General features: G+C 52.5%; 21 protein-coding genes and 3 pseudogenes. 16 read left to right on the top strand and 8 right to left on the bottom strand.

The features are described from left to right. Nucleotides 1-172 precede the first annotated feature (172 nt). The 6 genes from traD (at nucleotide 173) to K7H21_RS28410 (ending at nucleotide 10,405) form a co-directional block, all read left to right on the top strand. On the top strand, nucleotides 173-2,494 hold the full coding sequence (traD, locus tag K7H21_RS28435; protein WP_223035918.1) for a type IV conjugative transfer system coupling protein TraD: 2,322 nt from the start codon (nucleotides 173-175) through the stop codon (nucleotides 2,492-2,494). Further along, nucleotides 2,494-7,755 carry a conjugative transfer relaxase/helicase TraI gene (traI, locus tag K7H21_RS28430; protein ID WP_223036018.1) on the top strand — a complete coding sequence of 1,754 codons (5,262 nt, stop codon included), beginning with the start codon at nucleotides 2,494-2,496 and terminating at the stop codon, nucleotides 7,753-7,755. The genes traD and traI overlap by 1 nt, the downstream gene beginning before the upstream one ends. 55 nt (nucleotides 7,756-7,810) lie before the next feature. Beyond that, nucleotides 7,811-8,536 carry a type-F conjugative transfer system pilin acetylase TraX gene (gene traX, locus K7H21_RS28425; RefSeq protein WP_223036017.1) on the top strand — a complete coding sequence of 242 codons (726 nt, stop codon included), beginning with the start codon at nucleotides 7,811-7,813 and terminating at the stop codon, nucleotides 8,534-8,536. Between the two features lie 148 nt (nucleotides 8,537-8,684). Further along, the gene (locus tag K7H21_RS28420) at nucleotides 8,685-9,275 is read left to right on the top strand and encodes a fertility inhibition protein FinO (RefSeq protein WP_223036016.1); all 591 of its coding nucleotides are present in this window, start codon (nucleotides 8,685-8,687) and stop codon (nucleotides 9,273-9,275) included. Between the two features lie 188 nt (nucleotides 9,276-9,463). Next, nucleotides 9,464-10,015, top strand: coding sequence for a phospholipase D family nuclease (locus K7H21_RS28415; protein ID WP_261366016.1), 552 nt, complete (start codon nucleotides 9,464-9,466; stop codon nucleotides 10,013-10,015). 129 nt (nucleotides 10,016-10,144) lie between these two features. Next, the gene (locus tag K7H21_RS28410) at nucleotides 10,145-10,405 is read left to right on the top strand and encodes a replication regulatory protein RepA (RefSeq protein ID WP_223036015.1); all 261 of its coding nucleotides are present in this window, start codon (nucleotides 10,145-10,147) and stop codon (nucleotides 10,403-10,405) included. Between the two features lie 30 nt (nucleotides 10,406-10,435). Here the strand turns inward: K7H21_RS28410 and K7H21_RS29300 are convergent. After that, nucleotides 10,436-10,543: pseudogene (locus K7H21_RS29300) on the bottom strand (replication protein RepA). 87 nt (nucleotides 10,544-10,630) lie between these two features. Between K7H21_RS29300 and tap the strand changes: the two are divergent. The 10 genes and pseudogenes from tap to K7H21_RS28360 all read left to right on the top strand — a co-directional run bounded on the left by tap (nucleotide 10,631) and on the right by K7H21_RS28360 (nucleotide 19,874). Next, the gene (gene tap, locus K7H21_RS28405) at nucleotides 10,631-10,702 is read left to right on the top strand and encodes a RepA leader peptide Tap (protein WP_142469928.1); all 72 of its coding nucleotides are present in this window, start codon (nucleotides 10,631-10,633) and stop codon (nucleotides 10,700-10,702) included. Next, nucleotides 10,695-11,246: a plasmid replication initiator RepA gene (repA, locus tag K7H21_RS28400; RefSeq protein ID WP_223036014.1), complete on the top strand. Its 552-nt coding sequence runs from the start codon at nucleotides 10,695-10,697 to the stop codon at nucleotides 11,244-11,246. The genes tap and repA (K7H21_RS28400) overlap by 8 nt, the downstream gene beginning before the upstream one ends. Then, nucleotides 11,239-12,252, top strand: coding sequence for a plasmid replication initiator RepA (gene repA / locus K7H21_RS28395; protein ID WP_223036013.1), 1,014 nt, complete (start codon nucleotides 11,239-11,241; stop codon nucleotides 12,250-12,252). Before repA (K7H21_RS28400) ends, repA (K7H21_RS28395) begins: the two co-directional genes overlap by 8 nt. Before the next feature lie 1,065 nt (nucleotides 12,253-13,317). Beyond that, nucleotides 13,318-14,469, top strand: coding sequence for a tail fiber domain-containing protein (locus K7H21_RS28390; RefSeq protein WP_075912867.1), 1,152 nt, complete (start codon nucleotides 13,318-13,320; stop codon nucleotides 14,467-14,469). A gap of 3 nt (nucleotides 14,470-14,472) precedes the next feature. Further along, on the top strand, nucleotides 14,473-16,608 hold the full coding sequence (locus K7H21_RS28385) for an S-type pyocin domain-containing protein (protein WP_223036012.1): 2,136 nt from the start codon (nucleotides 14,473-14,475) through the stop codon (nucleotides 16,606-16,608). Continuing rightward, the gene (locus K7H21_RS28380; RefSeq protein ID WP_211811647.1) at nucleotides 16,605-16,871 is read left to right on the top strand and encodes a colicin immunity domain-containing protein; all 267 of its coding nucleotides are present in this window, start codon (nucleotides 16,605-16,607) and stop codon (nucleotides 16,869-16,871) included. Before K7H21_RS28385 ends, K7H21_RS28380 begins: the two co-directional genes overlap by 4 nt. 379 nt (nucleotides 16,872-17,250) lie before the next feature. Beyond that, a pseudogene (locus K7H21_RS28375) lies at nucleotides 17,251-17,742 on the top strand (Tn3 family transposase); the annotation flags it as partial. A gap of 427 nt (nucleotides 17,743-18,169) precedes the next feature. Next, nucleotides 18,170-18,721, top strand: a complete 552-nt coding sequence (locus tag K7H21_RS28370; protein ID WP_211811649.1) for a hypothetical protein — start codon at nucleotides 18,170-18,172, stop codon at nucleotides 18,719-18,721. 297 nt (nucleotides 18,722-19,018) lie between these two features. Beyond that, nucleotides 19,019-19,483, top strand: a complete 465-nt coding sequence (locus tag K7H21_RS28365; protein ID WP_211811650.1) for a hypothetical protein — start codon at nucleotides 19,019-19,021, stop codon at nucleotides 19,481-19,483. Continuing rightward, entirely contained in the window at nucleotides 19,455-19,874 is a 420-nt protein-coding gene (locus tag K7H21_RS28360) for a hypothetical protein (protein WP_211811651.1), read from the top strand. Before K7H21_RS28365 ends, K7H21_RS28360 begins: the two co-directional genes overlap by 29 nt. Nucleotides 19,875-19,935: 61 nt before the next feature. On the opposite strand, the gene K7H21_RS28355 is transcribed toward K7H21_RS28360, so the two are convergent. From K7H21_RS28355 to K7H21_RS28325, 7 genes and pseudogenes are all read right to left on the bottom strand, one after another. Next, the gene (locus tag K7H21_RS28355; RefSeq protein WP_223036011.1) at nucleotides 19,936-20,181 is read right to left on the bottom strand and encodes a GrxA family glutaredoxin; all 246 of its coding nucleotides are present in this window, start codon (nucleotides 20,179-20,181) and stop codon (nucleotides 19,936-19,938) included. A gap of 11 nt (nucleotides 20,182-20,192) precedes the next feature. Next, nucleotides 20,193-20,438 (bottom strand): Acb2/Tad1 domain-containing protein, encoded by a 246-nt coding sequence (locus K7H21_RS28350; RefSeq protein ID WP_223036010.1) that lies wholly within the window; start codon nucleotides 20,436-20,438, stop codon nucleotides 20,193-20,195. After that, nucleotides 20,435-20,653 carry a crAss001_48 related protein gene (locus K7H21_RS28345; protein ID WP_189095503.1) on the bottom strand — a complete coding sequence of 73 codons (219 nt, stop codon included), beginning with the start codon at nucleotides 20,651-20,653 and terminating at the stop codon, nucleotides 20,435-20,437. The genes K7H21_RS28350 and K7H21_RS28345 overlap by 4 nt, the downstream gene beginning before the upstream one ends. A 79-nt stretch (nucleotides 20,654-20,732) precedes the next feature. After that, nucleotides 20,733-21,443: a hypothetical protein gene (locus K7H21_RS28340; RefSeq protein ID WP_211811655.1), complete on the bottom strand. Its 711-nt coding sequence runs from the start codon at nucleotides 21,441-21,443 to the stop codon at nucleotides 20,733-20,735. Between the two features lie 100 nt (nucleotides 21,444-21,543). Further along, nucleotides 21,544-22,018: pseudogene (locus K7H21_RS28335) on the bottom strand (transposase); the annotation flags it as partial. Between the two features lie 114 nt (nucleotides 22,019-22,132). Then, complete coding sequence (locus K7H21_RS28330) at nucleotides 22,133-22,480, bottom strand: hypothetical protein (RefSeq protein ID WP_142884384.1); 348 nt, start codon at nucleotides 22,478-22,480, stop codon at nucleotides 22,133-22,135. Between the two features lie 184 nt (nucleotides 22,481-22,664). After that, nucleotides 22,665-23,276 carry a hypothetical protein gene (locus K7H21_RS28325; protein WP_223036009.1) on the bottom strand — a complete coding sequence of 204 codons (612 nt, stop codon included), beginning with the start codon at nucleotides 23,274-23,276 and terminating at the stop codon, nucleotides 22,665-22,667. Nucleotides 23,277-23,316 lie beyond the last annotated feature (40 nt).

Here is a 23,316-nt window from a genome sequence, read left to right as displayed (position 1 = left end):
ACTAATATTATCTATTCCTGTCATAAACGGTGAGCGGGTGCGCAATTTATTTGTGCACCTGTGAGGCGTTGCCGCCATCGGCGGAATTATCTAATGATGTAATAACCTTCTTCCGGATATTTTTCTGATATCCGGCATTCCTTCCTCAATGGTTTACTGACGGATTATTGCCATGAGTTTCAATGCCAAAGATATGACCCAGGGCGGTCAGATTGCCAACATGCGCTTTCGCATGTTTGGCCAGATTGCCAATATTATATTTTATGTGCTGTTTATTTTATTCTGGGTATTGTGTGGGTTGATGCTGATGTACCGGCTCAGCTGGCAGACGTTTGTTAACGGCTGCGTATACTGGTGGTGTACGACGCTCGGTCCCATGCGCGATATTATTCGCTCCCAGCCAGTTTACACCATTCAGTATTACGGTCAGTCACTGGAATATACCTCAGAACAAATTCTGGCCGATAAATACACCATCTGGTGCGGTGAGCAGCTGTGGACCAGTTTTGTTCTCGCCGCCGTCGTTTCTCTCGTTATCTGTATCGTGACGTTCTTTGTCGCCAGCTGGGTATTAGGGCGTCAGGGGAAACAACAGAGTGAGGATGAGAATACCGGCGGGCGCCAGCTTTCTGATAAGCCTAAAGAAGTGGCCCGTCAGATGAAGCGTGACGGTCAGGCTTCGGATATTAAAATCGGTGACTTACCGATATTGCTGAACTCCGAAATTCAGAACTTCTGTCTCCACGGTACCGTAGGCTCCGGTAAATCAGAAGTGATACGGCGTCTGCTGAACTACGTACGTGCCCGGGGCGATATGGCCATCATTTACGACCGCTCCTGTGAGTTCGTCAAAAGTTATTACGATCCGTCACTGGATAAAATTCTTAACCCGATGGACTCGCGCTGTGCGGCCTGGGATTTGTGGAAAGAGTGTCTGACGCTGCCGGATTTCGACAACATATCCAATACCCTTATCCCGATGGGGACCAAAGAGGACCCGTTCTGGCAGGGCTCCGGTCGGACCATCTTTGCCGAAGGTGCCTACCTGATGCGTGAGGACAAGGACCGCAGCTACGAGAAGCTGGTTGATACCATGCTGTCCATCAAAATCGATAAGTTGCGAGCCTATCTGCAGAACACGCCGGCGGCGAACCTGGTCGAGGAGAAGATTGAGAAAACGGCCATCAGTATCCGTGCGGTGCTCACCAACTACGTCAAGGCCATTCGCTACCTGCAGGGCATTGAGAAGAATGGCGAGCCATTTACCATCCGCAACTGGATGCGCGGTGTGCGTGAAGACCAGCCCAATGGCTGGTTGTTTATTTCCTCCAACGCTGACACCCATGCTTCCCTGAAGCCGGTTATCTCGATGTGGCTGTCGATTGCCATCCGCGGCATGCTGGCTATGGGAGAGAACCGCAACCGCCGTGTGTGGATTTTCGCCGATGAGCTGCCCACGCTGCACAAGCTGCCGGACCTGGTCGAAATCCTGCCGGAAGCCCGTAAGTTCGGCGGCTGTTACGTGTTCGGTATCCAGTCCTATGCCCAGTTGGAAGATATCTACGGCGTGAAACCCGCCGCCACGCTTTTTGACGTCATGAACACCCGGGCGTTTTTCCGTTCCCCGAGTAAAGAGATTGCCGAGTTTGCTGCCGGTGAGATTGGAGAGAAAGAAATCCTCAAGGCCAGCGAGCAGTATTCCTACGGTGCGGACCCGGTTCGTGATGGTGTGTCGACCGGGAAAGAAAAAGAGCGTGAAACTCTGGTCAGCTACTCTGATATTCAGACGCTGCCGGACCTGTCCTGCTACGTCACGCTGCCCGGCCCGTATCCGGCCGTGAAGCTGGCCCTCAAATACAAACCGCGCCCGAAAGTGGCGGAAGGGTTCATCCAGCGCACGTTCGATACGCGGGTGGATGCAAGACTTAATGCCCTGCTGGCAGCGCGGGAGGCGGAAGGTAGTCTGGCCCGGATGCTGTTTACGCCGGATGCGCCAGAAGCAGAGCAGGCTGACAAGGACAGTAAAGCCGGAGCGCAGCATGAGCCGGTTAAACAGCCGGAACCAGCAGAAGGCACAGTCTCCCCGGTGCCGGTAACAGCACTGTCGGCGGCGAAGACGCCTGCAGCAGAAGATCCCGTTAAGTCGCCTGAAACACTGCGGCCTGAAGTTTCGGACACGCGAATCACGACCGCTCCCTTAATTCGGACTAAACCAGCGTCTTCTGCGACCGGTACCTCAGTTGCAGTTGCCGGCGTGACTGCACACACAGGGGGCACAGAGCAGGAGCTGGCGCAGCAGTCGGCAGACGTGGGACAGGAAATGATGCCAGCCGGCATGAACGAGGATGGTGAAATTGAAGATATGCAGGCTTACGACGCGTGGCTGGCTGATGAGCTGACGCAGCGCGATATGCAGCGGCGTGAAGAGGTCAATATCAACCACAGCCATCGCCGCGATGAGCAGGATGATATCGAGATTGGAGGGAACTTCTGATGATGTCGATTGGCTCTGTTAAATCGGCCGGGAGCGCCGGTAATTACTATATGGACAAGGATAATTACTACGTTATTGGCAGCCTGGAAGAGCGCTGGCAGGGCAAAGGGGCGGAAGCGCTGGGTCTGGACGGGAAAGCGGTCGACAAAGCTGTGTTCACAGAGCTTCTGAAAGGAAAGCTGCCGGATGGCAGCGACCTGACCCGGATGCAGGACGGCGCCAATAAGCACAGGCCTGGTTATGACCTGACCTTTTCGGCGCCCAAAAGCGTGTCGGTGATGGCGATGCTGGGCGGAGACAGGCGCCTCATCAATGCCCACAACCAGGCGGTGACGGAAGCTGTTCGCCAGATTGAAATGCTTGCAGCGACCCGGGTCATGACAGACGGTAAAAGCGAAACCGTACTGACCGGCAACCTGATTGTGGCGAAATTCAACCACGATACAAACCGTAATCAGGAGCCGCAGTTGCACACCCATGCCGTCGTTATCAATGCGACGCAGAACGGGGACAAATGGCAGTCTCTCGGTACCGATACGGTCGGTAAAACAGGCTTTATTGAGAATGTGTACGCGAACCAGATAGCCTTCGGGAAAATCTACCGGGAGTTGTTTAAACCTCTCGTTGAAAAACTCGGGTATGAGACAGAGGTGGTGGGTAAACACGGCATGTGGGAGATGAAAGATGTCCCGGTCGAGCCGTTTTCCACGCGCAGTCAGGAGCTCAGGGAGGCAGCCGGACCCGATGCGTCCCTGAAGTCAAGGGATGTGGCCGCGCTCGATACCCGCAAGTCGAAGGAAGCCATCGATCCGGCAGAGAAGATGGTGGAGTGGATGAATACTCTGAAGGAGACCGGGTTTGATATCCGGGGCTACCGTGAGGCCGCCGATGGCCGTGCGGCAGCGCTGTCCAGTGCGCCCCCCGCGCCGGTGAAAACCGACGGTCCGGATATCACGGATGTGGTGACAAAGGCCATCGCAGGTCTCAGCGACCGCAAGGTGCAGTTTACGTATGCCGACCTGCTGGCTCGCACAGTCGGTCAGCTGGAGGCGAAGCCGGGTGTGTTTGAGCTGGCCAGAACGGGCATTGATGCGGCCATCGAGCGCGAGCAGCTTATCCCGCTCGACCGGGAAAAGGGGCTGTTCACCTCAAACATCCACGTTCTGGATGAGCTCTCCGTGAAAGCGCTGAGTCAGGAGGTACAGCGTCAGAACCACGTCTCTGTCACGCCGGATGCGTCAGAGGTGCGGCAGGCTCCGTTCAGCGATGCGGTCAGCGTCCTGGCACAGGACCGGCCGACAATGGGTATTGTCTCCGGTCAGGGCGGCGCGGCAGGCCAGCGGGAGCGGGTGGCCGAACTGACGCTGATGGCCCGGGAGCAGGGGCGTGATGTGCATATCATCGCTGCCGATAACCGATCCAGGGACTTTCTCGCCGGGGATGCGCGACTGGCCGGAGAAACCGTAACCGGCAAATCTGCACTGCAGGACGGTACGGCGTTTATCCCGGGAGGGACGCTCATTGTGGACCAGGCGGAGAAGCTGAGCCTGAAGGAGACGATTTCCCTGCTCGATGGCGCGATGCGTCATAACGTGCAGGTCCTGCTCTCCGACAGCGGTAAACGCAGCGGAACCGGAAGCGCGCTGACAGTGCTGAAAGAAAGTGGTGTGAATACCTACCGGTGGCAGGGAGGAAAACAGGCGACGGCAGATATTATCAGCGAGCCGGACAAAGGGGCACGCTACAGCCGTCTGGCAGAGGAGTTTGCCGTCAGCGTGCGCGAGGGGCAGGAAAGTGTGGCGCAAATCAGCGGGACGCGTGAGCAAAGTGTGCTCAACAACGTTATCCGTGACACTCTCAAAAATGAAGGGGTACTCGGCAACCGGGAGATGACGGTGACCGCTCTGACGCCGGTCTGGCTGGACAGCAAGAGCCGGGGCGTGCGCGATTATTACCGGGAAGGGATGGTGATGGAGCGGTGGGACCCGGAGACCCGCAAACATGACCGCTTTGTCATTGACCGGGTGACGGCGAGCTGCAACATGCTGACCCTGAAAGACCGGGAGGGCGAGCGCCTTGACCTGAAAGTTTCCGCTGTCGACAGCCAGTGGACGCTGTTTCGGGCCGATAAATTGCAGGTGGCTGAGGGCGAGCGTCTGGCGGTGCTCGGTAAGATACCCGACACGCGCCTGAAGGGCGGGGAAAGCGTCACGGTACTGAAAGCGGAGGCCGGGCAGCTGACGGTTCAGCGCCCGGGGCAGAAAACCACCCAGTCGCTGTCCGTCGGAAGTACGCCGTTCGATGGTATCAAGATCGGGCACGGTTGGGTGGAAAGCCCCGGCAGGTCAGTCAGTGAGACGGCGACCGTCTTTGCCTCAGTGACGCAGCGTGAGCTGGATAACGCGACACTCAACCAGCTGGCGCAGAGCGGGAGCCACATCCGGCTGTACTCGGCACAGGATACGGCCCGCACGACAGAAAAGCTGGCGCGTCACACCGCTTTCAGTGTGGTATCTGAACAGCTGAAGGCCCGCTCGGGAGAAGCTGACCTCGATGCCGCTATTGCACAGCAGAAAGCCGGACTGCATACCCCGGCGGAGCAGGCCGTTCACCTTTCCATTCCGCTGCTGGAAAGCCAGAACCTGACCTTTACCCGGCCACAACTGCTGGCCACGGCACTGGAGGCCGGGGGCGAAAAAGTCCCGATGACAGATATCGACAGGACCATTCAGGAACAAATTAAATCCGGGCAGCTGCTGAACGTGGCCATCTCAACAGGCCACGGCAATGACCTGCTGATTTCCCGTCAGACCTGGGATGCCGAGAAAAGCGTCCTGACCCGGGTGCTGGAAGGAAAAGATTCCGTTACGCCCCTGATGGACCGCGTACCGGCCAGCCTGATGACGGACCTGACCGGCGGGCAGCGCGCAGCGACCCGGATGATACTGGAAACTCCGGACCGGTTCACGCTGGTTCAGGGATATGCCGGGGTGGGGAAAACGACCCAGTTCCGGGCAGTGATGAGCGCCATCAGCCTTCTGCCGGAAGAGACCCGGCCGCGCGTCATCGGCCTGGGGCCGACACACCGCGCTGTGGGTGAAATGCAGGGAGCTGGCGTGGAGGCGCAGACGACCGCATCGTTCCTCCATGACACGCAACTGCTGCAGCGTAACGGTCAGACACCGGATTTCAGCAACACGCTGTTCCTGCTCGATGAGAGCTCGATGGTGGGGCTGACTGATACAGCAAAAGCCCTGAGCCTGATTGCGGCCGGGGGAGGACGCGCGGTACTCAGTGGCGATACCGACCAGCTGCAGTCCATCTCGCCAGGCCAGCCGTTCAGGCTGATGCAGCAGCGCAGCGCCGCCGACGTCGCCATTATGAAAGAAATCGTGCGCCAGGTTCCGGAGCTGCGGCCGGCGGTCTACAGCCTGATTGACCGGGACGTCAACAGTGCGCTGTCCACCCTTGAACAGGTCACGCCTGAACAGGTGCCGAGAAAGGACGGGTCTTGGGTACCGGAAAATTCCGTGGTGGAATTCACTCCCGCACAGGAGAAGGCGATACAGGAGGCGCTGGACAAGGGAGAAAGCGTGGCGGAAGGTCAGCCCACCACGTTGTACGGGGCGCTGGTAAAAGACTATAGCGGCCGCACCCCGGAGGCGCAGGCGCAGACGCTTATCATCACGCACCTGAACACAGACCGCCGCGCGCTGAACAGACTGATTCATGAAGCAAGACGGGAGAATGGCGAAACCGGCAGGGAAGAAGTCACCGTGCCGGTACTCGTCACAAGTAACATCCGTGACGGAGAATTGCGCAAACTGTCGACCTGGTCAGAGCATCAGGGCGCTGTGGCCCTTCTCGATAATACCTACCAGCGAATCGAAAGCGTCGATAAAAAAAACCAGCTGATTTCACTGAAGGACAGTGAGGGAAACACCCGCCTTCTCTCCCCCCGGGAGGCCTCCGCGGAGGGCGTCACGCTCTATCGCCAGGAGACCATCACCGTGTCACAGGGTGACCGGATGCGTTTCAGCAAGAGCGACCCGGAACGTGGCTATGTGGCCAACAGCGTATGGGAGGTGCAGTCCGTTTCAGGTGACAGTGTCACGCTATCTGACGGCAAAGCAACCCGCACACTGAACCCGAAGGCGGATGAAGCGCAGCGGCACATCGACCTCGCTTACGCCATCACCGCGCATGGTGCGCAGGGGGCCAGTGAAACGTATGCGATAGCGCTGGAGGGCGTGGCGGGTGGCAGAAAAGGGATGGCCAGCTTCGAATCTGCCTATGTGGGCCTGTCCCGAATGAAACAGCATGTTCAGGTGTATACCGACAGTCGCGAGGGATGGGTTAATGCCATCCGGTCATCACCCTCAAAAGCGACGGCGCACGACATCCTTGAACCCCGTAACGACCGCGCCATCAAAAACGCCGGCCAGTTGTTCGGGCGGGCAAAGCCGCTGGATGAAATAGCTGCAGGCCGGGCGGCACTACAGCAGTCCGGTCTAGCCAGAGGGAGTTCGCCGGGGAAATTCATCTCGCCCGGTAAGAAGTATCCGCAGCCACATGTGGCGCTGCCGGCATTCGATAAAAACGGTAAGGAAGCCGGGATCTGGCTCAGTCCGTTGACGGACAGGGATGGCCGCCTGGAGGCCATTGGTGGTGAAGGGCGCGTTATGGGGGATGTGTCTGCCCGGTTCGTGGCGCTGCAGAACAGCCGGAACGGCGAAAGTCTGCTGGCCGGGAATATGGGAGAGGGGGTCAGGCTGGCCCGGGACAACCCGGACACCGGCGTGGTGGTCAGGCTTACCGGGGACGATCGCCCCTGGAACCCGGGGGCCATGACCGGCGGACGTGTCTGGGCTGATCCGGTACCGGCCGAATCACTTTCTCATGCCGGTACTGACATTCCGCTCCCGCCTGAGGTGCTGGCGCAACGGGCTTCGGAAGAAGTTCAGCGTCAGGAAATGGAAAAGCAGGCGGAACAGACTGCCCGGGAAGTGGCCGGGGAGGCGCGTAAAGCCGGAGATCCAGGGGACCGGGTGAAAGAGGTTATCGGGGACGTCATTCGCGGGCTGGAGCGTGACCGGCCTGACACTGAGAAAACGGCGCTGCCAGATGATCCGCAAACACGGCGCCAGGAGGCGGCTATTCAGCAGGTGGCCTCAGAACATCTCCAGCGTGAGCGCCTTCAGGCGGTGGAACGGGATATGGTCCGGGATTTGAATCGCGAGAAAACCCTCGGGGGCGACTGACGCGTCTGCGGCTTGTCTGCCCCGGCAGGGTGTAAGGGATAAAAAGGGAATAAAGATGACAACACACACAATGCGCCTCAGCGGTGCTGACCGCTGGCTGCAGGTCCTCCTGACCTGGACTCCCGGGCAGACGGATATGATTAAAATGGTGGCGCTGGTTCTGATGGTCATCGACCATACCGGGTTATTGCTGGCCCACAATAATGAGCTCATGCGCCTGCTGGGACGGGGCTGTTTTCCACTCTTTGGTCTGGCGTGGGGAATGAATCTGGCCCGGCATACGGAAATACGCCAGTCACAGCTGAACAGACTGTGGGGCTGGGCGCTGGTTGCCCAGGTGTCGTTTATGCTTATCGGTTACCCGTGGTATACGGGGAATATCCTGTTTGCCTTTGCCGTCACCGGTCAGCTGCTGCGGTGGTTCAGCCTGCCGTCCTGGTATTACACCCTCCCGGCTGTCGGGCTTCTGCTTGCCTGGATGCCGTTGTCAGCCGGCAGCTACGGCATGGCCGGGGTGGGCATGCTCACCGCCAGCTGGCTGCTCTGTCGCGCACAGCATGCGACAGAACGGCTGGGGTACGGTGCGTTGTGGGCCATCATGGTGTTACTGATGAACATGAATGATGTAAGTGAATCGGTGGCCGGGCTGGCGATTGCGCTGCTTACGCTGATGGTATGTTCATCTGTCGGGGAGGGTGTGAAACGTTTCTGGCCACGGCATTTCTTCGTGATGTTCTATGCTGTGCACCTGGCGGTGCTGGGTATTGTCGTATCGATGTAAAAAATCCCGCAGGTCATCCGGGAAAGGACACAGTGTCTAAATGCGTTACAAACGGAACCCGCGCCCTTTAATTCTCAGGAGCAGGAAAGGGCGGTGCCCTTCAGGTATATTAGTTCTAATTATCTGAATCAAATTATAGGCAATTGTTATGGCAGAAGAAAAACGCCCGGTGCTGAGCCTGAAACGGAAACCTGCAGCGGAAAGTGCAGGAGCTGATGTCACAAACACACCGGGTGTCGTTCGCCGCAAAAAAGTGGTGGTTGTCTCGACTCCACCTGCATGGAAGGTGAAGAAAGAGAAACTTGAGCAGGCGAAAAAGGCTGCTGAAGCCACCACAAGCAAAGATACGCCCGAACCAGTCAAAGCAACAAAGGCTTCAACTCCAGCACGTTATCTTCGTCTGCTGCCACCCGAGCAGGCCATCATGACCCTGAAGGCGTTCTGGCCGCAGCTGTTTGACGGTAACTCGCCACGTCTGCTGGCCACGGGGATGCGTGAACAGCTGTTTGCCGATATCGCGAGGCGTGACCTGCCGCTGTCGCATAAACAGGTGATTAAGTGCCTGAAAAGCCTGACCCGGTCTGCGGGTTATCTGTCCCGGATGAGGGCGGGCGCCTCCCGGTATGATCTGCAGGGAAATATCGCGGCTACTGTCACTGCTGATGAAGCGCGGTACGCCAGTGAGCGCATGATGAAGGAGCTGCTGCGGGCCGAACGAAAGATGAGCCAGTCGGTTTAATTCTTTTCAATTCGATTTTCAGAACTCTGTCCACGATACCGGCGACGGACCAGTCTGCTACTGGTTCTGTCAGGCCACAGAAACCTGACGCCTCCGCATGGCGGAGTTGTCCCCCCCCCCGGAGCGGGGAAAAGCCCGTTTTCCCCATCCCGGCGTTTCACAAAAACAGTGAAGGAAATACTGTGAAAATAAACCTTACTATCCGCAGATGGTGTCTGCCCGGGCTGGTAAGCCTGGGCTTATGTGCACCCGTACCGGTCATTTATGCTGCGAGCATCGAGGCCGGTTTTTCTCCAGAAGGAACAGCCCTGCAGCTGGTTCTGAAAACCATCACGACGGCACAACAGGAAATCCGGCTGATGGGTTATACCTTCACGTCTCCGGATGTGGCCGTGGCGCTGGTGAGAGCCAGGCAGCGGGGCGTGGATGTGAAGGTCGTTCTGGACCATAAAGCCAATACCGGAGAGCGCAACAAGACCAGCCGTGCCGCCTTGAATCTGCTGATCAGCACGGGCATTCCTGTCCGGACGGTGTATACATACAGGATCATGCATGACAAAATCATTATCGCCGATGGCCGCAATACGGAGATTGGTTCGTTCAATTATTCCCGAGCAGCTGAACGCGCGAATTCAGAAAATGTGCTTGTTGTGTGGGATGACCCAGCCGTTGCCCAACGCTATCTGCAGCACTGGTCCTCCCGTTGGTCACAGGGTACGGACTGGAAGCAGACATACTAACACCGCTAAACGATCCCCGGACTTAAACCGTGCGCCAACGCGGGCTACGTCCTAAAGTAAGTCGCTGATTTAAATATTCTGTAGTATTCTCTGCAAACGATCCTTTTTTAGATCCTTGATGAGGCTGAGATGTCGCAGAACGATAATGCAGTGACTTCCTCTTCTAAAAATAAGCGGGCCTATCGAAAAGGTAGCCCAATGTCCGACTCTGAAAAACAGATGGCAGCAGTTGCCAGAAAGCGTGTCACACATAAAGAAATCAAAGTCTTTGTACGTAACCCATTGAAAGATATTCTTATTGAGCTCTGTAGCCGTGATGGAATGACACAAGCCCAATTTGTTGAAAAATTGCTCGAAAAGGAATTCAAAGCTCAGGGGTTACTTAAGTAAAGTCTTTACTTTGATTTAAAGCGTGCTAGATTACTGATCGTTTAAGGAATTTTGATGGCTGGCCACGCCGCAAGGTGGCAGGGAACTGGTTCTGCTGAGGTGTCTACCCGGGACCAGAAAGACAAAAACCCCGATAATCTTCTCATTTCTTGGCGGAGACGAAAGATTAACGGGGCCTTCAGAAACTACATAGAGGTTGTTGCTCTATGTGGGGAGTATAGATTCATGCTCAGAAAAGTTCAATACCTTCTGTGCTCACTCCTTCCGTGCAACATAAGCGCAGGAAGCGGTGACTGATCATAACCAACAAAGCCCACGCAAGTATGTTCAGGTAAACAATCCTGAACCTGTTTTCACGGTTCCCCAGGACTACACTCCTTGGCCTTTCTCGCTGAAACTTATGGCAAAAGCCAATGGTTTCACTGAAAGTTTCAGTTTCGATATCGCATCCGCGATGTCGCAAAGGGACGGAATACGAAAACGTAAACCCCCATTTTTGCGCCGCAGAGCGATGAATGCGTTGCTCATGGCGATGTGTTTTTATTATGATCCCCTGTCAAATAAAGTTCTGCGCTCACTCAGAGAGATTGCCCCGGAGTGTGGACTGGCAACTCAATCTCTCTCTGGCGAAGTGTCCATTGGCCGGGCAGTCAGGGCACTGGAATCGCTGGAAAAAGATTTTAAATTTGTTGCCTGCTCATCGAGTAGCTATTCAACCGCTGAGATTTTTCTCACCCCTAAGCTGTTCGAATTTCTTGGCGTATTTCCACTCTCTCTGAGCGAAGCCAGGCTGAAGTGTCTGGCCGCGAAAAGCAGCGGCAGGGAGAGTGCAGATGAGTAATTCGCACAATCCGCAACACTGGAGTCAGCTGGATAAGGAAGAACAGGTCCGTTTCTGGAAGGGGGTAGAGGATGGCCATGTGGCATCTTTTCTGGTTTCCCCGGAGAAGAAACCTACCCGTCGCCGTCGCGGCGAGCACTCCACAAAACCCAAATGTGAAAACCCGTCCTGGTTTCGATCGGAGCATTACAAAAAACTGGGTGGCCAGCTGGGGCACGCCTATAACCGTCTTGTTCAAAAAGATCGCACCACTGGTGAGGTACGACTGCGTATGCACGTATCACTTCATCCGCTGTACGTCAGGGAACGCCATCGAGCTGGCCGCCGGTATGGCTTCCGGCCGGAAAAGCAACGTCTGCTGGATGCTATCTGGCCAGTGCTGATCAGCTTCTGTGATGCCGGCAAGCTGACGGTCGGTATGTGTATTTCTCGTCTGGCAAAAGAAATCAGCCAAAAAGACAGTCATGGAAAAGTTATCCCGGAAACAGAGGTAACAGTCTCACGTCTGTCCCGGTTGATTGACGAACAGGTCCGTTTTGGTGTCCTGGCTGTATCTGAAGAAAATAGCTGGGACAGGGAATCCCGTACCTGGCTTCCTAAATACATCTATATCACCGCGTTAGGGTTTCAGATGCTGGGAGTGGATCTGGAAAAGCTCGAAGCGGAGCAACAGAAAAAGCTCCGGCAAAGCGAAGAGCGTCGTCGTCTTATCGAGGAGGGGATTCTGCGTGAAGATGAGGAGATCTCCGCGCGTGCTGCACGTGAGCGCTGGTACCGTCAAAAAACTCTCGATGCACTGAGGTTCCGTCGTCAGCGTGGCGCCGATCGTAAACGAGCAAACCGCCTGGCCAGATATCCTCGTGAGCGCCAGATTCACGAAATGTCGCTTCATATCCTGAAGACCATGCCGGCAGATGAGGCTTACTGGTGTACATCGGAGCGGCTGCAGCAGTTGGCCATTCAGAACCTGTATCAGCTGGAGCTGGCCCTGACACCGCCGTCCTGACAGATATCCTTCAGCCATTTTTTCTATGCCCCTGCCCGGGGCTTTTGGCGTTTGTCCGGAGCCTCGGAATTGCCTAGATTTTATCCACCTGACATTCCCGCCGGTGGACCATCGCTGGTTTTAGTACGCATAGCCGGTGACGTCCGCACCAGGTTTTCGTTTATCCACAAAAACCCGCAAACGAATAAACAGAGGATTTGGCAAAAGGAAAATGACAAACCTGCAAAACAGTCTTAACCCACTTTATAATCCCCTGCATTACAAACAGCAGGGAGATCTTTTGTCTTTGCCCGCTCTGTGAATAACTCAATAATTATGAGGCCTTCGCTTACAGCGGCCGCAAGCGTCCACGTCGCTCAGAACATAAGCACCTCCCGCCGCCATGCGTCGGACCAGTCAGACAAAAAGCAAAGTTAGTTACATCATCCAAGTAAATCCCCGAAGAACCGCACCTGTGCTGTCCTCGGTTCAGGACAACAAAGACAAAGCATCGTGCAAACCTCACCACCCACCATCGAGCGCCGCTGACGCTTCAAGAACACCAGTGCACACCTGCCCGCCCTGAAAAGCGCCGCCCCACCCCGGCCAACGGCCGGGGTAATGCATCGCTTCAAAATGGCGGATGTTGTAACTAGATTTCGTGGTTGCTGTGGGTGAGTTTGCTTTGGGTTCTGGTATACACGCTCGTAAACGGCCCTCACGGCCCGCTAACGCGGAGATACGCCCCGACTGCGGCTATCGCCTTGTCGTGACCACTCCGACCGCGCACAGCCGCTTCTGTATCGTTTTGAGCGTGTTTGTTTTGGGCTTAACAGGGTAGGGGATTATTACGGCTGAAGCCGTAATGCTTTTTTCGTCCTCGCTTCGCTGCGGGGGTCTCCGGCGCTTTGCGCCTCCCATGCGCTGACGCGCATCAAAAACCAGCATCATACAGGAACATAAATAAGAATGCGTCTCATCTGTTGACATGCCACAAGGCAGGGTGTACGGTGAATAAATACTGTATATGCATACAGTATTTATGGGAATTACCGCACACTATCATCAGCATAAAAGGACACCACCATGGCTGAACAACAGAAAAATGCTCAGGTACTGAATGGCATCAACGACGACATCACCGAATTAAAATCCCTGACCACACTGCGGAAGCGGGTCGTCAGCGATGGAGAAATAGTATCGAAATCCGCGAACGGGTTCCGGCTCTCAAACGGCAGTACCGGCGTCATCCTGCGTAATGACGGCCGGGACTTTTATGCCCTGACCACGGCTGCCGGTCAGTCTCAGGACGGGCAGTGGAACACCCTGCGCCCCTTTTCATTCAGTCTCTCCACCGGTCGCGTCTCACTGCGAAACGGCGTGGATATCTCCGGCGGAGCTGTCGTTTCCCATAATGCCGGCATTTCCACCTCCCTGACCGGGCCTGACCCGCTCATTAACGGCCAGACCTATGATGCCGCGCCCGTGTACACGGATTTCACTACAGGTAAAGTCACCACAAGAATGATGATGGGCGCCAGGGTGAATGCCGGTCGTGACGATTTCGGCATACTTTCCTACCGCGACTGGCACGGTAAATGGCATGAGTTGCGTCTTCGCCCCAATGCTGAACTGGATGCCGGACAGTTTATTAAACGTAATCCGGATGGCTGGTTCTGGGCAGGGGGAAACAAAAATATCAGCAGCACTGAGAGAGTAACCAACGGTGTTCATTTGCAGGGCGCGAGCGATTTAGCCGCCGACTTTTATCACCAGGAGCGTATCGGACAGCATCATTTTCTGGGGCTGCATGTGGCCAATGGCGGCGCTCAGGGCTGGTACGAATTCCGTAACGACGGCCATGCCTACACCAACGGCGCCTGGAGCAGCAGCTCTGATTCCCGCATGAAAACGGACATCGAAAAAATCGATAATGCGCTGGACAGACTCGACCGTATCGGCGGGTACACCTACCTCAAACAGGGGAAACCCGAAGCCGGGGTGATTGCCCAGGAAGTGGAGGCCGTGCTACCGCAGGCCGTGACGCAGACAACGCTGACGCTCAATGACGGCAGTGTGCTGCCGGATGCGCGTAGTATCAATATCAACGGTGTGGTCGCCCTGCTGGTTGAAGCACTGAAGGAAGAACGTCAGGCGCTGGTTCAGGAGAAGGAGGCCAGACTGTCGCTTGAACAACGTCTGGCATCGCTGGAAGAACGTGTGGGTCGGGAGGGCTGATTCATGGATGAGTATGATTTCAACGGTGGGGTACCACCATTACCGGGTAATGTATGGTTTCCTGCTGATGAAGACGGTCCTGGGCGTTGGGCCGCGCCCACTACGGGAAGTCAGACTGGTGATATTCTGACTGTATGGCCGTCAAATGGATATACCCCTCCTGATACTTCTTATCTGCCACCATCAACCTTAGGGCCCGGCTGGGCTGATTACGATATGGCAGGCGTGGCTTCTGACCAGGGCTACCTTTTATATGGTGTTCCGGTAAGGGTCGTTCTGGATATACTGACAGAAGAGGGTGACTGGCCCGGCTGGACCATCGGTCTCTATGAAGCTTATCGGGAACAGGAGCCCGTGTCTGCCGCCATGGCCACTCTCGACCGGGGACTGATTTCGGGGTTACCTGACCCCTCCAGGCCTGCCGTTGTACCTTATGCCCGGCTGGAGCCAGAATCCCCGAACCCGGAAAAAATTTCCCGCGTAATGACAATCCAGCCCTTAAATGCCGTCACAGATGTGCCGGTAAATGCGTTACCCGCACCAGGAGGAACAGTGAACGTTCAGCGGCGTCTGACCGATCTGGTATCCGGGGGGAATCAGTACCTGGTGGTGACAGGAGGAAAACCCATGTCTGTTCGTGTGGTTGATGCCAGTCTCGTGAAGGACAAGACACCACAATCAGACCGATTCCTGAAGAATACTTATCAGGCAACCATTGCGCCCGGGCTTCCACCTCTTATTTTCACTACTGATTATATTAATGATTCCAGGATGTTTCCCAAGAATTATGTTCCAAACGCCAGAGGAATTATTAGCGGACAGGGGGTTTATGGTTCAGCCGGCTATACCTCCTCTACCAGAAATGACGATGTCATTGTGAGATTCCCGGCAGGGAGTGGAGCCAGCCCGCTGTATATATCCTCTGTAGAGGTATTAAATCCTGAGTCACTACATCAGCGTCAACTGGCTGAGACAGATATCAGGAACAGAATAGATGCGGCGATCAAAACCGAGGAAAACCGTAAATACCTGTTTGGCAAAGCAGGTATTCAGGAGACGCCGGCGTTCACTCCGGAAATGGTGAAATCAGCCAGCGCCCTGCTGACGGCACCGGCGGCGATGATGCTTAACCGGGCACCTGCCGGGATACAACTATCTGCAACGGGCACGGGAGTAATGACTGCTGTGGGTGAATGGGCAGGCTCGATTGCCGGCGCGTTATGGCGAGGGGCGGTCGGAACGGCGGCTGCCAGCACCGCGGGTCCCATGGTTGCTGCCGCATCGACGATATTTTTCTCGCGGCCTGCAGGGGGGGGCAGTGACAAGGTTCCGGGACGCGATATTAATATGATGGCGGCTCAGGTCAGTCTTTTTAATACGGGTAAGGTGAAAATCGAACCCGGGATGAAAACAGTTGATCTGCCGGTACGCGGCTTTATCTCCACGGACAGTAATGGACGGCAGTCGGTGATGATGGTGAAAACTGGCTCCGGCGGTGTACCTGCCACGGTACCGGTACTGAGTGCCGTGCGCGACAAGGCCACCGGTCTGGATAAAATCACGGTACCAGCCGTCGCGGGCGCCCCGTCGCGGACCATCCTGATTAACCCTGTACCGGTCGGTCCTGCGGCACCATCACATACCGGCAACAGTACGCCGGTTCCGGTGACGCCGGTGCACACTGGTACCGATGTTAAGCAGGCGGACAGCATCGTCACCACAACATTGCCGGCGGCTGATATTCCTGCGTTGCAGGACTTCATCTACTGGCAACCTGATGCGACCGGTACCGGCGTGGAGCCCATCTATGTCATGCTGAGTGACCCGCTGGATTCGGGGAAATATACCCGAAGGCAGCTCCAGAGGAAGTACAAACATGCTATTGACTTTGGCATCAGCGATACGAAGATCAATGGTGAAACACTTACTAAGTTCCGGGATGCAATTGAAGCACATCTTTCAGATATGGATACCTTTGAAAAAGGAACATATCGGCGTGATAAGGGATCGAAGGTTTATTTCAATCCTAAAACAATGAATGCTGTTATTATCCGGGCTAATGGTGACTTTTTATCTGGATGGAAAATTGATCCAAATGAAGAGAATGGTAAAATATATCTAAACACGGGAATTTTATGAGCAGATTAAAACTAATTGAGTTAGGGCGGGATTTTTTAAATAGAAAAATCAGCGTGAACGAATTTGTCTCTAACATAGTAATAGCCAGAAGGGAATCCTATGGAAGCGAAGAAGCAAATAAAGATATAGATCATTGTGCAGGAGAGCTATTTATTATTGCCGATTGTTTTAATCCTGAACCAGACAGAGAAAGTTATGAACTTGATGAGACTGGATTAAGAAATGAGGTTAAGGCCACTCTTGAAAAATTTCATCTTCTTTGACCTTCAACCGTTGTGCAATTAGTTGATAGCCAACCTCTCGGGTTGGCTAATTCTGATTAACCCTGTGCCGGTCGGACCTGGTGTGCCATCGCATACCGGCAACAGCACGCCGGTTCCGGTGCCGCCTGCTGAAAGCCGTGAGGCTGAACTGGCGTAAGAAACAGGAGACGTGGGGAAGCCGGGCAGGGCTGGATGAGGGGCTAATGGATAGCCGTGTCGAATCAATGGCTTAGCTCTTATAAAGGTATTAAGACCAATTCTTAAACGTTATTACTTATTCTCCCTCTTTTTTGCCTTGCCTCTTTGCTTTTTCCCTCATAGCGTCCAAAACCCATGCGCTAAGTGACAGGCCAGCTACGTCGGCAAGCTCAGCAAAATGAGCCTTGTCTTCAGGCAACAAGCGTACCCAAAACAGAATGGTCTGGCAAAGGCGCTGAGAGAAATTGGCCGCATTGAGCGGACGCTGTTTATGCTCGACTGGTTCCGCGATCCTGCACTACGTCGGCGAGTACAGGCGGGACTGAATAAAGGGGAAGCCCGTAACGCGCTGGCGCGGGCGGTATTCCTACACCGGCTGGGTGAAATCAGGGATCGTGGCCTGGAGAATCAGAGTTACCGCGCCAGCGGGCTGACGTTGCTGACAGCGGCGATCACGTTGTGGAACACGGTATATATAGAAAGAGCCATTGAGTCACTGAAACGAAAAGGCATCCCGATTAATGAGCAACTGGTATCGCATCTTTCTCCCCTGGGCTGGGAACATATCAATCTGAGTGGCGATTACGTCTGGCGTAATAATCTTAAGCCGGGGTTCGGGAAATATCGTCCATTACGCGCAGTAGATACCGAATTGTACAAAAAACAGCCTTAACGTGGGATAATTTCCGTTTTCCAAGCGGACCCCATGGCCATCATTTGAGATCCGGTCATAGCTTGGCAGCGCTGCAGGTATTGCACCGTCTCAGCAGAGCAATTTTCCAAAGCTCTATCAATTTCGAATGAGTTTAACATCGCTGCCCCTTGTAACTGTATGTATATACAGTATTTAACGGCATTTTAGCTATAAGGTCAACCAAAGATAACTGGTTTTTTACTATGATTCCATACCTATAGAGTATGGAATCACAAACCGATGTTTTGATGAAATTTACAATAAATGTTGGTGTAAGGGGCTCCAATTCGGAAATTACCACGGGTGGCCAAATTGTGCTATCGCACTAACGTCATCGGCTATACGAGTGAGTATATATTTGGGGTACAATATGAGAATATTCCAATAGCTAAGGATTGATTGCTTAATGCACACGCATAGGTTGGTAACGCCAGGCTTGGCCTCTTTAGGCGACGGCTTGGCATATTTGGATATCGAATTTGCTTTCTCCGGCGATGAAAACCGGAAAAATGTATACCGTCTGGCTTTTTGCCCGCCGTCATTAGATCCTGTTGCAGCAGAAACTATGCATGGTATGCTGGGGAAAGAAATTACCATGTTATGTGTATCTGTTGTTACTTATGCCGATGTCGTTCAATTAGATCGCTCTATGGAGCAGGCACGTAACCCAGTTCTTGGTGAGCCAGAAATTAACATGTTCACCAAGCCAGAAGGCGGCATTGACTTGAACTTGTCAGAACTAAACTATCTTTACGGTACTTTAGTTGACTTCATGCTCAAAGTTGCCGACAATGAAGGCATACAAATGTTGTACTTCGCTGCAGAACGCGAAGAGTTACATTCCATATACTCAAGGTATGTGAAGAGGCTGACGACCCTTCGTGGCCTAGATTACATCAATGACGGAGCTTCTTATGCGATACGAACGAAACACTACCCAAAATCAGGGCAAGATTGACTTCAAAGCAATCCATGAAGGCAAAGTTGAGATGATGAAGCGTTTCATGACCGCTAAAGCTGAAGCTGAGCGCAAAGGCGAAGTGGTCTTTAAACCACTTTAAAGTCTCGCCGCATGAGAAAAAGGCCCTTGATGGGCCTTTTTAGTTTTATCAGTTATCGAATCCATCTCCTAAAGCAATCGTTCCCATCAGCAACGACGACACCACTTAGATAACTGTCTGTGCAGAGATCTTCTTCTTTTTATGTCGAAATAGTAAACGTTTCAGTTTACACTTGATCAAAAAGGAAGGTGTAGATGGTTACTCAGTTTAAAACCATGACATATTCAGCCATCTCGACGGTGCATACAGCAATCTTTTATTCGAATAGCGAAGAGTATGAGCTGAACTTACAGAGTGTTTCAGAGTTCAATACAGTTGATAGTTCAGTGATTTTTCCTGACAGATATGTTTTTAGCCCTTCTGGCTGCTGGGAGATATCATTCGATTTGGTTGAAAACATGATGAGAGGAACGCCTTTTGAACCGCCTGAAACAGGAGTAGTCAAAGCTATCAGCGTGATGCGGACGGTTGAAAGGGCGATAATTGACCATTATAATGAATTCAAGGTAGGCATGTACATATTCTTGCCTGATAACGACAAACTAGAAGCAGTTTACAAACGACTTCTCGCAAGACGCTTAGGTCATGGCTTCACTCTAGAAATTGGACTAGATCCTGATAGGAGGGGTTATGTCTTACGAACGCCAAAATGCTACTAAACGCACACCTTCTATGCAGGCAGCGTTGGATAGACGCGCTGCTCGTATGCTCCGTGCACGAGAAGCACGTCTGGAAGGCAAAACGGTTGACGCCACTAAACAAGATGTTGACACCAGCCTCGCCACGCTTAAAGAAATGAGAAAGCTGTGCGTTCTTGAGCCGGCAACAGCAAAAATTTTTGCTGATCTCAAATTTAATAACGCACATACTGCGGCAAAATACTCCTTTGTAAAGGGAGAGCTTTCCAAGTATAACGCCGAAAGTGATACTAAAGTTGTGTTAGTTAATATTGAACGTGGAAATGAAAAACAATTTGATCCAAAAGAGCTAATGGTTACTACGCGATTTATATCGAATCCTTGGCATACTTACGAACCAAAAGTTAAATAAAACTCCTTAATTGGCTTTACCATTTATTAATTTTAAAGGCTCTGTGAGGAGCCTTTAATTTTTACAGAATAGAAGTGAAAGCAGCTAGCTCAGTATAACCACCAATCGGCTCACCCTCGACGAAGATCTGCGGAACCGTTCGAACCGGTTTCCCAACCAGCTCTTCCAGCGCAGCGGCATCAATGCCGGCTTCTACAATGTCGATATACTCGTAGTCACCATGGCCCTGCGATTTCAATTGCTTAGAAAGCTCTACCGCACGTTTGCAGAAATAACAATTGTCCTTTCCATAGATAGTAATTTTCATTTTAATTCCCTTTAAAAAGTCGTTGGTTTTGCGATGCTGCGAATAACGGCCATAAAGCCTTTCTGCAGGTCAGTTTTACCGATGGCAAGCCAACGCTTATCCGGCACCTGGAGATTGGATTGAGCGAACTCAGCAGCTTCCAGTTTTGCGACAAACTCTCCCACCTTCTCAGACAGGTCTTTGCCCTCGTTCATCAGCGCGATCTCTTCGGCCGACAGCTCGCGATAGCCTTTAATTTTAGTGTGCAGGTCTTTCATTGGTCACCCCGCTTAAACAGCTGAATACGGTAATCCAGTGCAACCAGGTAAATTTTCATGGCTTTAAACTGGGCTTTAAGAAGCCCTTGTTCTGCTTCACAAAGTTCGGCAAAGGTTGGGTTGCTGGTGATGAACGTATTGAGCGCGTCGACCTTTAGCTTCAGCTCACTATGCTCTTCAATAACTCGTTTTTGGTGCGGTTGTAGCTCTTTCATCTGATTCCCTTCAAATGATAAAAGAGTAAAATATACAGATTAAATATAAGTAAGTCATTACTTATATTTAGGTTTTTACCTAAGATATTGTTCCCTGGCAAATATAAACAGGGACTTCTTTGGATGCCTTGCTGTGATGGTATGCAGTTGCATAACCGATCTTTTTCTCTGTATCGACGATAACACATGCACCTGATGCGAATAAGATCTCCAGCTCATTCATTCCAAACATCGTACTACTGTCGGGGTCTGCATCAATAGGCAATTCAACAGGTGCGCCTGAATCTGGGTACACAAACACATTTGTTTTCGGGTCTTTAACAGTAAGGATATAGATCACATAACGCTCAGCATTATAGGCCTTACTATCATGAATAAGCTCATTTATAGCCACTGCCGGAGAAAGTGTTGTAGACAGTGGTCTGGTTGTTAACGGGGCAGTGAAGATAGTTCTAGGGATATCAGTACTCCCATGATATATGATCTGACCATCGCTAAGCGTAGCGCCAACACTATTAATGGAGTCATTTACCCGCGGATCTGACACGTTCGTGTGAGAAATTGCGTACAAGTTGAGAGACCATGGCAAAGGCGAAGTCATCTGCTGTTTTGCAAATGTATAGTTCGTGTCATCCTCCAAGCGAGACTCGATGACACGTGCAATGTGCGGGTCGAAAAAAGCTGCACAAACAAGGCCAGAGTGGGTGGTGATCGCGTGTTCAGGTTGATCTTTATATTGTTGCACCAAGTACGGTTTTTTTAGAATGTCAATTAATGGTAGTAATTTCATAGTGGTCTCTTGTTAGAAGAGACTAACAATAAAGAATCAGAGCACTGAGAAAAAGGGCTGAGTGAAAAAAAAGAGCTCCTAAAGGGCTGAGGGATCCCCAGAAAATCAGCACCATACTTCGGTAGGTGCTGATTAGCTGGCGTAATATCTTTTCAGGAGCAACCTGTTTGAGGATTTTCGGGCAATGTCGTAAGACATTTTCTGCCAGTGTCAGGAAGTATAAAACCCCCCGCTTCCTGATACTGTTTGCCTGATAATGTAGATGAAGCCCTTTATTTTCAACAATGATAACCCAGCAACCAGAGCATGATACCGGCAAGTGTGACCAGCAAACTTAATACCTGAAGTCTCTCCCTGCTCTGACTCCTGCTGGCCCGAAGGCCAAAGCCGTACCGCTCACTTTTTTCATCCCGAAAATTCTGTTCAATCTGCATTCTTCTGCTGTACAGCCTTATGATTTTACAGGCCTTAAATTCATCCGTGCTGCTGAATATCAACCAGGGCACCCTCGCCGATGCTTTTTGTTCCTTTTCCGTTTTGGGTGAGCCAGGCTTTCCTCTGGCCGTTTGCTTTTTCGGGGGAATTACCTACCATTGTCTTTGCCTTTGTTCACTGTATATGTGTTTACAATGAACAAGAACAGATAACATTGTAGTCGTGGGATGCGCATCCACGACTACGAATGACTATTAGCAATAACAGCCTCTAGCGTAGCAAGTACAACCAGAACCTGTGCAGCAACCCATTGTTGCTGTCTGCTGTGGATCTTTATAAATAGCAAACACAGTAACATTTTTCCCACGAACATGGACCCTTACTGCAGATATTTCATCTGCAGGACCTATGATTGGCATGGCCCCATACTCAAATAGGTTAATATGAAGCTTATTATCCTCGATCTTAGTCTCGAAATCAGCCTTTCTTATGCCACCATTTTTATCGTTATTACATGCGCAGTTTCCTTGCTCATCTTCCAAATGAATATAAATAGGTGGAGATGGTTCATTACTTTTTTCTACAGCGGTCTCGATACTCATATGAGTCTCCTGTATCACTTGTATGTTTAACTAATCTTTCACTAAATTGTCATAGTGCCAGATATGTGAGTTGTATTGCTTTATACTGCAGTGACCGCCTTTAAGCATATAGCATAATTCAAAATATTGAAAAAGGAGCCATCGGCTCCTTTTTGTCTTCTCTCTTCTAAGGTTACGACTGCAGTCAGCTCTTACCGGCGTTAACCACGACACCTTGACGGCCAGCGTCAGCACGAGCGATTTCCAGGCGAGTATTGCGCTCGGCGGTGATCTGGTCACGCAGTTCGGTAACCTGTGCTTCCAGGTCGCTGATACGCTGATTTTTAGCGGTAGCCTGGGCTTTATGCTCAGCCAGTTCAACTTTGTGCTGGGACGCCAGTTCGCGGTTTTCGGCGCCAAATTTAGCAGCAGCGGCCTGATAGCCAGCTTCACGCGCTTCAGAAACAGCGAAGTCATTATCGGTTTTGGCTGCAGCCAGGTCAGAGTTCAGTGCATCCAGATCAGCGTGAGAGATTACTGCGTAATCGCGGGAACGCATCAGTTCGGCTAACACTTTATCTTCATTTTCGATAACGCGCAGACGCAACTGAGCTTTTGCTTCACGCTCAGTAGCGGCGATCTGATTGTCGATATCAACCAATTGGCCCTGTTTGAACTCGATCTCTTCGGTCAGAGTTACAGTGGAGTTGGCCAGGCCCGCCAGCTCGGAGAACATCTTTTGGCCGTCAGCAACGACTTTAACTAAAGCTTTAGTCGAACGTTCAGCAACGGTAATAACTTTTTTGACTTCAGACATGTGTTTTCTCTTTGTAGTTTAATTTATATGGGGTCCGCTT

The organism is Klebsiella sp. CTHL.F3a, assembly GCF_019890895.1.
GTDB classification, from domain to species: domain Bacteria; phylum Pseudomonadota; class Gammaproteobacteria; order Enterobacterales; family Enterobacteriaceae; genus Klebsiella; species Klebsiella grimontii.
This window is presented reverse-complemented; position numbering and strand designations above follow the sequence as displayed.